The organism is Shewanella sp. SR44-4 (assembly GCF_014163715.1).
Lineage (GTDB): Bacteria > Pseudomonadota > Gammaproteobacteria > Enterobacterales > Shewanellaceae > Shewanella.
In genome coordinates, this window is record NZ_JACJDU010000074.1 from 1 (window position 1) to 12,409 (window position 12,409).

General features: G+C 40.8%; 8 protein-coding genes and 2 pseudogenes. 2 read left to right on the forward strand and 8 right to left on the reverse strand.

The features are described from left to right. Window positions 1–106: 106 nt before the first annotated feature. From H5125_RS20680 to H5125_RS20700, 5 genes are all read right to left on the reverse strand, one after another. Window positions 107–469 carry a hypothetical protein gene (locus H5125_RS20680; protein WP_182745274.1) on the reverse strand — a complete coding sequence of 121 codons (363 nt, stop codon included), beginning with the start codon at window positions 467–469 and terminating at the stop codon, window positions 107–109. A 533-nt stretch (window positions 470–1,002) separates the two neighbouring features. Continuing rightward, entirely contained in the window at window positions 1,003–3,963 is a 2,961-nt protein-coding gene (locus H5125_RS20685) for a serine/threonine-protein kinase (RefSeq protein ID WP_182745276.1), read from the reverse strand. 127 nt (window positions 3,964–4,090) lie between these two features. Continuing rightward, entirely contained in the window at window positions 4,091–4,414 is a 324-nt protein-coding gene (locus H5125_RS20690) for a hypothetical protein (RefSeq protein ID WP_182745278.1), read from the reverse strand. Next, window positions 4,411–4,995, reverse strand: a complete 585-nt coding sequence (locus H5125_RS20695) for an ECF-type sigma factor (protein WP_182745280.1) — start codon at window positions 4,993–4,995, stop codon at window positions 4,411–4,413. The genes H5125_RS20690 and H5125_RS20695 overlap by 4 nt, the downstream gene beginning before the upstream one ends. 532 nt (window positions 4,996–5,527) lie before the next feature. Then, window positions 5,528–6,967 (reverse strand): methyl-accepting chemotaxis protein, encoded by a 1,440-nt coding sequence (locus tag H5125_RS20700; RefSeq protein WP_182745282.1) that lies wholly within the window; start codon window positions 6,965–6,967, stop codon window positions 5,528–5,530. 636 nt (window positions 6,968–7,603) lie between these two features. Here H5125_RS20700 and exeM point away from each other — a divergent pair. Next, window positions 7,604–9,682: pseudogene (exeM, locus tag H5125_RS20705) on the forward strand (extracellular exonuclease ExeM); the annotation flags it as partial. 75 nt (window positions 9,683–9,757) lie between these two features. Here the strand turns inward: exeM and H5125_RS20710 are convergent. Continuing rightward, entirely contained in the window at window positions 9,758–10,861 is a 1,104-nt protein-coding gene (locus H5125_RS20710; protein ID WP_182745283.1) for a phosphoribosylaminoimidazolesuccinocarboxamide synthase, read from the reverse strand. A 207-nt stretch (window positions 10,862–11,068) separates the two neighbouring features. Here H5125_RS20710 and H5125_RS20715 point away from each other — a divergent pair, with 207 nt between their 5' ends. Further along, window positions 11,069–12,037, forward strand: coding sequence for a DMT family transporter (locus H5125_RS20715; protein ID WP_162024046.1), 969 nt, complete (start codon window positions 11,069–11,071; stop codon window positions 12,035–12,037). Window positions 12,038–12,051: 14 nt separating this feature from the next. Here H5125_RS20715 and H5125_RS20720 read toward each other — a convergent pair whose 3' ends face one another. Further along, complete coding sequence (locus H5125_RS20720; RefSeq protein WP_162024045.1) at window positions 12,052–12,213, reverse strand: hypothetical protein; 162 nt, start codon at window positions 12,211–12,213, stop codon at window positions 12,052–12,054. A gap of 87 nt (window positions 12,214–12,300) precedes the next feature. Further along, window positions 12,301–12,409: pseudogene (locus H5125_RS20725) on the reverse strand (IS982 family transposase); the annotation flags it as partial.

A 12,409-nucleotide genomic window follows, 5' to 3' on the forward strand; every position in this document is an offset into this window, starting at 1 on the left:
ACGAAGATAAGCATCGTTGGAAAACAAAAGCGATGCATGATGAATACATCGATGCTTGAGGCGGTATTAAAGGCTGGTTTTGGTGCTTAGGTTAAAAGTTAAGCACTCATGCGGTGGCCCTGGTTGGTTGAAGCAATGAAATGACATCACCTTTGTTAAGGTTTGCCCCTAAAGTCGTTTCTGCATCTACACTGAGCTCAAGGGTTTCACCTTGGTTAGTGACCAGTGTTAAATACCAGAATGAAAATATTAAATGACTTTCTTTAGTGACATACTTGCGCTTATATAAATATAAATTGGTAATCATCCCCGTCACAATAGACGATCTGGGATAGCGCACTTTTAACTCCGTCAGAATATCGGGTGAGATTTCTTCAACGGTTGATCGCTGGTTTTTTACTGCCACTTCTTTACCACAATCTTCGCAGAATTTGTCTGAGGCAAAAATAGGTTTAGTACAGTGTTGCATGTATTACCTCTTAGTTATTGATGGTATCAATGAAGATTAAGTGAAAATAAACTGCCGAACCGCAGTAATTTATTAAACTCGTTAATTCAAAATAAAGATGCTGAGTTGGATATGGTAAGTATTTATCCCGAGCTTTGGTTATTAAACATAGTTTTTTAATGCTAAAACCAACAGCTACGTAATAACCAATAAAAACAGTAAAACTATTTTATAAAATTTTTTAATCAGAGGGTTTAAAAAGATAGTTGAAAAAGAAGGTTTAATCGGATATTTATTCGAATGGTTTAACTTAGCTTGAACTTAAGCTAGTGAGATGATCTGTGGTAGAAAGGGTGACTCAAATGAGTTTTTTGTTCGATATCATGGTAAGTCATTACAATTAGGCATAACTGTTAGCCTTCAAAGTAAGTCATCACCGTTTGTTACCATTGTCCGACTGATAAGGTTATTGTTCTGGAAAAAAAAGATCGCAAGTTTAATATGCATTTACTATCACGATCTGAGGTAACAGAGCATTTTACAACAGTCTGTCATTAGTCCGTCTCTGCCATTAACTCGTGCTCAGTTGATGCGGTATTTATCTCAACGGCATAACGTTTAGCGTCGCGTAAAATGCGTTGTAACCAGTAATTGTCAGCGGCGGGATTTAACTTAGCATTGTAATCGTACATTTCTTGTAGAGTGCGTTGGGCATTATTATTATCGCCACTTTTGCCATAGGCTTTGGCTAGGTCAAAGCCAACTTGTTGATAATAAAATGTTGGATATAAAAAGGCATAACCGCTTAGTACAATGCGCTTAATGCGTTCAGCCAGTGTAATAGCCCGTTGATATTGCTCGGTGTTAACGTAGGCAGTAATTAAATATGATGCAGTATCTAATAGCTTGTCTTCTTGTGGGGCCAATTGCTTGATGATGTTGGCATCGTCTTGATTGATCTGCATCATCGCCAGCGGCTGGAACTCCTTATAAATGTTAAGATTAAGTGATGCGGTTGCATTATTGTGTGTCAGCAGGCTGTGCAATTCATCGACATAGGGTTTGGTCGCTTGAACTCGCTCGGTGTTGGCATAGTGATAAATCATGTAGAGCACAAAGTTAATGTAATTATCCATGTACTCGATGTTGATTGCGCCTGCCTGATAAAATTGCTGTTTAGCAATGTGATAGCCTTGCAATAATAATTTATCTGCCTGCGCCATTTCACCGCCAAGCTCGTAAACAAAGCTCAGTGACTCCAGTTTTTCTCCATAGTTAAAGCTGTCAGCACCGTGATGTAATGTGATTAAATCAAGCTGCTTATTACGGTATAACTTGGCCGAGGCCAGGTTGCCTTCATTTTCAAATGCCCTCGACAACCCATTATAAACCGTTGCGATATAAGGGTGCTGCGCACCGTAAAACTGGATAATATCGGGCAACGCCTGCATGAGTATCTCGCTGGCCCGCGGTGTCTCGGTAATATGACCGGATGTTATTGCTCGTGTATACCACTTTAAAACTTCAATATATTGCTTGTCGTGAGCCGGAATGAGTGGCAGCAGCTCTTGTGCTATCAGCACAATATTACTTAGAGTGTCGTGGTGATGTTGTTCGTCAATGGCCTCAGGCTCTTGCGATGCTGTCAATAGAGATGCATCTAATAAACTAATTTTTTGCGAAAGAAAGCTTATGCGCTCCTTGGTTGTTAATCTTAGCGTGTTGCGCGCCAGAGCCTTGTCGATGTTGTCGATAATTTGCTTGGCTCGGGTGAGGCCTTCGGCGCCTTGAGTCCACCTCAAAGAGTATATAGAGGCCAGCTCTGCCAGTAAGATCAGTTTATTGATGTGGTCGCTGCCAGCCTGTGCGCTAATGTGTTGCTTGAGTGTGTCGACAAAGGCGAGGGCTTTCACGTTTTGTTTCGTTCGTTGATAGCTGTCAATAAGTTGCAGTGATAACGGCAGTTGGTGCTGAATGTCGTACAACAGGTATTCTGGCGTGTTGATGATGCCGGTGAGCACTGTGATGGCATCTTGATGCTGGCCTTGTCCGGTGTAGCTTTCGGCAATGACTTGCAATAAGGCTAATTTGGCGCTGCTGCTTAAGGTGGTTGAGGCCAGAATGCTTTCATAACCTTGTGCCAGCATGTCTTTGGCGGTCAGCTCTTTAGCTTGGGTTTGGGTCGGGTCAGCTTGTTTGAATATGTTGGCTAATTGATTGGCGACCTCAGTGGCATTCACTTGCTCTTGCTCTGCTTTTTGTTGCGCAGCAATGGCGCGATTTCGCTCTTGTAACACTTGCTCATTTTGCAGCTTAAAGGATATTCCCGCACCGATGACCATGACATAGACCGCAGCCAGCAGCGGTTTTCTCACTAACCATTTTTTACCGCGTTGCAGCGGTGAAAAATTCACAGAGCTGGCAAAGTGCTTTAAGGTTTTATGAATGTCAGACTTAAAGGCGGCCACCGTGGGATAACGCTCGCTTGCTTGAGCTGACATGGCTTTGGCAATAATGCGCCGCAGGTCATCGACCATCGCCCATTGTTGTAAGCGGGTAATGCTCACCACCTTAGGGTTTATCGACAGCGGCGTTGTGGCCCCTGCTTGAATGTCGCTAACCAGTTGACCAATGTGTTTATGTTCAATATCAAACGGCAGTTGTTCGCTGAGTAACATATACAGCAATACGGCTAACGAATATTGGTCGGTGGCTAAGGTTAATGTTTGCCCGGTTAATTGTTCAGGCGAGGCGTAGGCCAGACTCAGCGCCCGTAAGTAACGTTTTACGCTGTCTTGCTGTGATTCTTGCTCGTTGTGTTGCAAGGTTTTGGCAATATCAAAGTCGAGTATTTTTACTACGCCGTCTTTGTTCACCAAAATATTAGCCGGTTTAATGTCGCTGTGGGCGATATTGATTAAGTGGGTTTTACTGATGGCGTCACACACGTCTAAAAATAAATGAATCCGTTCAATAAAGTTGAGTTGGTGCGCTCGGCAATATGCATCAATGGGCAGGCCGGCAACATATTCCATCACTACATAATGCAAGCCAGACTCAGTGGTGCCGGCATCGTACACCTGGGTAATATTAGGGTGATTTAATCGGGCGAGTATTTGGGCCTGGTTATGAACCAGTTGAGAGCCCACCACATGAACAATCGAGGGAAACAAAAACTTAATCGCCACTTGCTGTTGCATCATGCCATCGTTACGCTCAGCCAGAAACACAATTCCCATGCCGCCTTCACCAATGATTTGGCTTAAGGTATATACGCCCAAGTGTGTGCCAAGCAAGCGTTCCAGCTGTTCGTCGCCAGTGATGTGCTGAGCTTGTTGGGCGATCAGCTCATGCCATTGGGTTTTATCATTGGCACTAAAATGGCTCGCCAACATCGGCGTGAGTTTATTGGCTAGCGACACATCAGTAATATGCTCGGCAAAGTAGGCCGCATGTTGACTTTGGGGTAAGTCGATAAGACGTGAAAAGTGATCAAATAAGGCGGTTGAATCCATTTATCTGCCTACTACTTTAAAAAAATAAATTACTGATATTTTATTCTTATAATCAGCAGCTTGAATTTACCTTTTTATAACAATTAATCGGTTTAGGCAAGGTTAACAGTATTTAATGTTTATTAACTTAATCAATTAATTGATGATATTTAATTGAAGACATCGCAATTTTACCGCCAGTGCTGATTTCTATTGCCTGCGCTTTTAAGATAACGCCTTGGATTTTTAGCATGATGATGGCAATCTTTTCTTTGGCAAGTTTTCTAAAATGTACTTCTACCATGAGGTTCGTCTCTAATTTTGCTGTTTTGATTCGACTAATAAAGCCATAACCGGTAAAAATTTTTATGCTTTTACTCGCGGCATTAAATTCAATGCTTTTAGTGAGCGAGTTCCAATAACAAGAGAGTTGCTGGCCTTGGTAATTGGTGGATAAGATGATTGTTTTCATGATAGTAATCTTACTTTTAACCAAGACTTTGCAAAGGCGATATCTTTTTCTGCACTTGAAATGCTAATCGATAAAATATCGGAGATCTCTTTGGTGAGTAGGCCGCCAAAATATTTAAGCTGCATGCTTTGTGCTTGCCTTGGGTGCTCTGTTTCCATTTGCTGTAATGCGTTGCCTAAATCCAGCATCTTTTGGTCTTGTTCTGAAAACTCAAACGCCGCTTCATCCTGTATATTATCAAATGTGGTTAATTCGACTTGTCGTTTTTGGGCTGCATTTTTCCTAGCTTGATCGACTAAGATATTATGAACAGTACGTGCAACCATTAAAAAAAACTCTTTACGATTACTAAAGTATTCACCGTTACCATTTTCAAGTTTTATATACACTTCATGGACTATGGCGGTAGTGGAATTTATGTGTTCTTCAATACTGTGTTGACCAAATTTATTCGAGACCTTCATCCTTTGTCGCGATGCTAATTTGCGAAGGTGATCATAAATAAGCACATACAAATTGTCTTTTGATTTAGGGTTACCTTCAGTCCAATCTATTATCGCCTTGGTAATGTCTTCCTGCATAAGTACCTCGTAGAGTCATTGTTTAAATATGCTTCATAAAGAGTACTTTATGACTTTTGAATCATATAATCAGACCAAGCAAATAAACAGTTACGTTTTTTTCAACGAAAACCGTAATACAGAGTGTAAATACTTTTATCAATAAGAGCTTGTCGTTTTTAACAACACTTACTGTGTTATTGCGGGTCTTAAAAAGCTTCGTCTGAAAGTGACATTTCACGAGTTGTGCTATGAAATATTAAAATACTTAAGCGAGAGCAAGTCATAATGGCTCACGGGTATCTTTTATGTAATATTAATTTTATCAAACGTGATGGACAATAATTACGCAACATTTTACTCAATAGCCTGAAAGCGATAAGTCTGTTTAGATTGAATGTTATATGGTCAAAAATGATAAAATATCAATGGAATTGAGGGTTGAAGGTTACGAAATGAAAAAGCGACACTACATTATGATAATTCGTGTCGCTTTTCGTTTAGGCCTTATATGCACATGAGCATACAGGTGACTTAATAATCTGATCTGAGATTAATTAGTACGGTATCGACTTAGAATTTTACCCAAATCAGCTGATGCTTTTGCAAGATCTTTAACACCACTTGAAGACTGTTGCGATAAGCCTCTAATAATATTTGATTTCTGTCTTATGTCCGTCAGCTCTTTTGCAATGTCATTGGCCACTGCACTTTGTTCTTCTGACGATGTAGAAATTTGGAAACTCATGTCCATAATTGAATTTGCTGATTCAGAAATGGCATTAATATCGGTTCCAATATTAGTAATTAGATCGCTACTGGTTTGTGCTTGCTTGACAGTATCTTGAGTAATGCTGTCAATATTGAGCGTTTCACTTTGCAGTAATTCAATCATTTTATGAATTTCAACCGTCGCAGCCTGTGTACGACCGGCAAGGGTTCTTACTTCGTCAGCAACCACCGCAAAACCACGACCCATTTCACCTGCACGTGCCGCTTCAATTGCTGCATTTAATGCCAGTAAGTTGGTTTGATCTGAAATAGCATTAATGGTGGTGATCACTTCATTAATATTAGTCGCATTAATTTTTAAGGTATTGACCGAATTTGATGTTTGTTCAATGTAGGTCGATAACTGCTTAATTTCATTAATCGCACGCTTAGCACGGTCATAACTCTGACGTGTATACTCCGAATCTTGTTCTACTCGTTGAGTTGAATTTCGAGCGATATTAGAGACTTCGGCAGCTGATGCCGTCATTTCTTCCATTGCTGTAGCAACCGAGTCAAGTGAAGCATATTGTAAATCAATTTGTTCAGCGCTTTGTACTGCTTCATTGGCGAATGAGCTCGAGGTTGTTTGCAATGTATCGGCACTTTTCTTCACTGCAACAACGAGATCGGTCAATGTGTCCATGGCTTTATCGAGTGCGCAACCAATGGTACCGAATTCATCACGACCAGGATGGAAACCTAAGCGAGAAGTTAAATCTCCTTTAGCAATTTTTTCCGTGGTATCCCATAACACCCAAAGTGCACCACCAAGGAAAGTGGCCGTCCAGTAAATCACCACTACAAAAGGTATTATCCATAAGAATGACATTAATAGTGATATTAATGCAGCTTGTTTAGCATTGGCTTCTTGTCCAGAAACTGATTCGCTCAATGTATAATATTGACCATCTAATGCATATACAGCGGTAATAGTATCTTGTTGGCGTGTACTGGTTTGCGAACGTTCTGAAACTTGCAAACCTAATTGTGAAGCCTGATCTAGCTTGCTTGTCGCATCAAGTGTTTGGACCGTAGCAGCGGTTTTTTGTTCTAAAACATGCAACGATTGCTGTTCAATATTTTCAATTTTACTAAAGTAACCACTAATCGATACACTTGATAAAATGATTAGGAACAGTCCGAAAATAGCCCAAAATTTATCGTTAATGGACATTTTGATGAAAAGTTTATCGATATTTCTGAAATCAACTTCTTTCATGGTTTGAGTACCTAAACCTGTGAATACAATAAATTCAAATACTAGATGAGCTTTTAGTATTTTGTTGTGACCAACATGACATCGAGTCATGATCCATATCGACAATAACTCACATACCTTAAGTGATTTATTGGTTTTTATTCATGGCATTGAACATACAACGAGTGTTGGCGGTTAATGTTATCGTAATAATTGGATAAAAACCTTACATTTTCAAGATGATTTTATGACATGAGTTAAAATATCAAACAGCATGTTGTATTTTTTTAGTTTTTTTGAAGATAAATGTTACAAAACTTATCTTTTTGGACCTAAGTGTGGCTATGTCTTGTTTTTCCTATAAGCGTTGTTTTAATTGAAGTATTTTTGATTTTATTTATCATCGTTTTCTAATGGAGATAAAATTACTTGCTAATCAATTAGATATGGAATTTTTTTCCCCCATTAATGTGATCAATGTTCTTTTTTATGTAAACAAACTTTGGGACAATCGCCCCGCATATTACAAAAAAATAGCATTTACATTACAAAATATGGGGTTTATAAATGAAAGGACTAACTAAACTAACGGTAGTTTCACTCGCCGTTGCCGCAGCATTACCTATGATGGCTAATGCTGATGCATTGATTTTGTCGGATACAGCCGCATTTACTTGTGATGGTGCCACTCTTACCAATATTTATGACATTCAAGGCGCTGGTGATTCGAGCCCATTGATTGCCAGTGGTAGCTTTGAGTCGGCCAATGAAGTCACTGTAAAAGGGATTGTTACTGCTACAAGTGACAGCTTATATAAAGGTTTCTTTATTCAAGACATGCAAGGTGATAACTCGCCTTACACTTCAGACGGTATTTTTGTCTACTTGAACGAAGCGGCTCCTGACACTATTCAACCAGGCACTGAAGTGTGTGTGCAGGGTAAAGTAAACGAGTCTTACGGCTCAACTCAGATTAACCTTAAAGACGACCAAAAACTTGAAGTTGGCGTATTAGGTGACGCACCTGCCGCAGTAGAGTTTTATGTTGCTGATGGCGAAACGCTAGCGCAAGCATTAGAGCGCGTTGAAGGCATGAAAGTGAAGCTGGATGCGGGTAGTGAAATGAAAGTCACTCGTACCTTTAGCTTTGACTATGCAAGCTACCGTAACAATATGGTGTTGTCGCATAAAGCACCATTGATGAAACCAACTCAAGTATTTACGCCAAACTCAGCAGATTCTATTGCGTTGGCTAAAGCTAACACAATAAACCAGTTATTTGTTGAATCTGATTACAAGGCTAAAAATGGCGAAGTGCCTTACTTTCCAGATTTTAATGCTGAAACAGGTTATATCCGTGTAGGTGACCAATTAACTAACCTTGAAGGTGTGATCGGTTATAGCTATAACTCATATCGCATCTTAGCGACTAATACGATTACTGCGGGTGACTTTATCCGTGTAAACGATCGTACCGAAGCACCAACAGTTGCTGAAATGGGCGATATTCGTGTGGCGAGCTTTAACGTGTTGAACTTCTTCAATGACGTAGTGGGTGGCGATGCTAACCCATCAAACAGCAATCGTGGTGCGGTACTTGAAAATGAAATGGTATTGCAACGCACTAAAATTGTGAACGCACTAGTAGCCATGAATGCTGATGTAGTTGGTTTAATGGAAATTGCTAACAATGGTTTTGGCGAGTTAAGTGCCATTCAAAACCTTGTTGATGCACTGAACGCAGAATTAACTGATGATCAAGCGTATCGCTTTGTTGAAATTGAAGATGCTGATAAGTATGAAGACAAATTCATCGGCAGTGATGCGATTACAGTTGGCATGTTATATCGCCCAGCCCGTATTACATTAGACGGCGCGGCAAAAGTGATTGCGACGCCAGAACAACATGCTGCAGAAGGTGCGCAAACCCGTGAGAAAGATGGCGTTGTTGAGCAAAGCCCGAGTTATGAAAAGTTCCAACGTCATAGCTTAGTGCAAACCTTTAGCATTAACGATGAAAAGTTAACTGTTGTGGTTAACCACTTAAAATCGAAAGGTTCAGGCTGTATTGAAGACTGGGCTGAATTTAACGAAAACGGTGAGCCAGCGGATTTACAAGGAAAGTGTAACTCTTTCCGTGTATCAGCAGCTAAAGTACTCGGTGAGTCGCTAAAAGATGTGGAAGGTGATTTATTAGTTATTGGTGACTTAAATGCTTATGGCAAAGAAGACCCTGTAGCCGTATTAACTGACTATGATGCATCAACCACAGATCATGTTATCCGCACCGCATCTTGGACTACCTTAAACGGTAAAGTGTATGAGCGTTCAGGTAGTGTTATCGAAAAAGGGTATGGTTTAATTAACCTAAATACTCAAGCACATGGTGCAGATACTTACTCATACAGCTACAACGGTGAGTTAGGTAACTTAGACCATGCGTTAGCCAATGAAAGTCTAGCGGCTAAATTGGTCGGTATTGATGACTGGCATATCAATTCTGTTGAATCTAACTTATTTGAATATGGCAGCAAGTACACTGGTGATCTGATTAAGTCAGAGGGGCCATTCTCTGCTTCTGATCATGATCCTGTCATCATTGCATTAAGCTACCCTGCGCCAGTAACACCAACTCCTACACCAACACCAGAGCCTGTTCAAAACAGCGATGGTGGTAGCTTAGGTTACTTTGCGTTGATGTTATTAGGTGCACTAGGTTTACGCCGTCGCAGTTAATTTTTATTGACTGTTTAAGCACCAATAAAAAAGGATGACCATTGGGTCATCCTTTTTTTGAATATAGAGTGAACGTTACACGATCAAATCATACTGCTCACGTAGCACTTTAATAATGTCCGCTTTTGGGTTTGCTGGTAATGGAATGTTTGAACCTGTGACTTTTTCTGCAACACCAATATAAGTGCGCGATACATTCATCATTGCGTCTAATGGTAAGTCATTGTCACGAGCAAGCGCTTCACGCTCTGGCATTCTGTCTTTGTTTAGCAAAATGTCGGCATCGTCAAAATGATTCAGTAAGAACTGGCGGAAGCCTTCTTTTGAGTTTTCAACAATCTTGCCATCACGATAAGCGGCTCCGTCCCAAATACGTGATGAATCAGGTGTGCCGACTTCATCCATGTAAATCAGTTTTGATTGACCATTTTTGTCATTGACGTAGCCAAACTCAAATTTAGTATCGACAAACACTTGATCAAGCTTTGCTAGCGCATCTGAGATCACTTTAAAGCCTTGCTTTAACAAGGTTTCATACAAGTCGATATCCTGTGGTTTTTCAAATCCAAAGGCTTGGTAGTTAGCTTCAATATCGCTACGGCTAATGTTAACGTCATCTTGCGCAGGCACGCCCGGGATGCCGGTTAAGATACCTTTGGTTGACGGGGTGATCAGTAACTCTGGCAGTTTTTGATCTTTGCTTAACCCTTCTGGCAAGGTGATACCGCAAAATACCCGTTCGCCTTTTGAATAAGCACGCCACATTGATCCGGTAATGTATTGGCGACAAATCGCTTCTACTTTAATTGGGCGGGCTTTTTGCACTATCCATACAAAAGGGTGCGGAATATCTAGAATATGGCTGTCAGCTAAACCATTTTCGGCGAATAAACCAAACCAATGATTTGAAATCGCATTCAGTGCAGCGCCTTTACCTGGAATACCCTGCAAGTTACCTTCGCCATGAAAAATACAATCGAACGCCGAGATCCTGTCGCTGATCACCATAATTGCTAGCGGAGTATCTTCAGGTACATCGTAACCTTTGTCGCGGATTAAGCGGCGACTGTCTGTGTCGGTTAACCAGTAAACACTGCGTACTTTGCCACTGTGGACAGGCTTGTCGGTACGGATAGGTAAATCATTGTTCACGGCAAGAACGGAATCGGCAAGATTCATGCGAGTGTTCCTTAGGTAGTAGGGTACATAGGTTTTTATGGCGGCTATTTTACCTGCATTCAAAGCGTTTGCACGATAAAAGGAGGGGTTGAAATAGGCTTTTTTGTTATGCGAACAATCAAGGGTAAGGTTAACCTTTCTTGATAAAGACTTTATTGGGTTATTCAGGCAGAATTCACGCCTTAATGATGTGATGGATAAACCAACGTGAACAGTGAACAAGAAAGCGCGAATGCCCGTTTAGGACTGATATTTGTTTCTATAGCAGTATTTTTCTGGGGTATTTTGCCTATAGCATTAAAGCTATCAGGTGGATTCATTACACCAGTTACTCTGACCTGGTTTCGGTTTGTCATGGCGTTAGTCGTGACCTTATTAATTCAATGGCGCTTAGGTGCATTACGTCAATTTGTCGGTTTACCTTCATTAGTATGGTTGAAATTGGTGCTCGCTGGCGTGCTGTTGATGTGCAATTACGTGTCGTTTGTTTATTCGTTGGGATATCTAGCTCCAGGCACTGCACAGCTTAACTTCCAAACTGCGCCTTTTTTCTTGGCATTTGGTGGGGTGTTGTTTTTCAAAGAGCGTTTTAATGCATTTCAGTTAAGTTGTTTTGCCACGCTTGGACTGGGCATGCTGATGTTTTTCCATCCGCAGCTCGATTTAAATCAAGCAAGTGATCATCAAGTGTTGGTTGGGATTATGATTGTGCAGTTTTCGGTGATGTCGTGGACCAGCTATGCTTTGTTACAAAAGTCGGTGAGCCAACGACTGTCACCCAGTAATGTACTGTTATTTATTTACGCATTAGGCATTGTGCTTATGGCGCCATTTAGTGACTTTAGTCAGTTTGAAGCGATGACGCTCGATCAATGGTGGATAGTACTTTTTTGCGGCGCCAATACTTTGATTGCGTATGGCTGTTTTGGTCAAGCAATGCAATATTGGCCCACGGCACAAGTCAGTGCCATGTTGGCATTAACACCGGTATTGAGTTTTACTGCGACAGAAGTAGTGGTCAATCTTGGTTGGTGGAGCGGGGTATTTGCCGGTGCCGATATTGATGTGTTGTCATTTGCTGGCATCGTTATGATTGTGTGTTCGGTGTTTGCCGTGCAAATTGTCCCCTTGTATCAAAAGCGTAAGCAGGCCAAAGCGTTCAGGACTGTATTGTAAATAGTCGCTAGGCATTAACTATGTTGCGCAAGGTAATAGAGCGTTAAGCCAAATGCGCTAAATAGTGTGCCGCCAATTATCATCATCCACAATAAGGTTTTATCTTGTTTAGCTGATTTTGTAGCGTCAAGGAATGGCGAGCCAAATATTTGTGCAACGACGAGTAAAAAATCCATTTAGATTACCTATCGGGTTAATTCATTCGAGAATGATAATATTACCTACATTCTTGCAGTAACCAAATTAATTAACCTGAGATCGGTTTAAGCCATAACAACAATAGCGCCAAACTCAGCATTCGTAATATTGAGTTGTGGCTTAGTTTCTTTCAGTTGATAGGCAATCAATCCGCCTATCATATTCAACATAAAA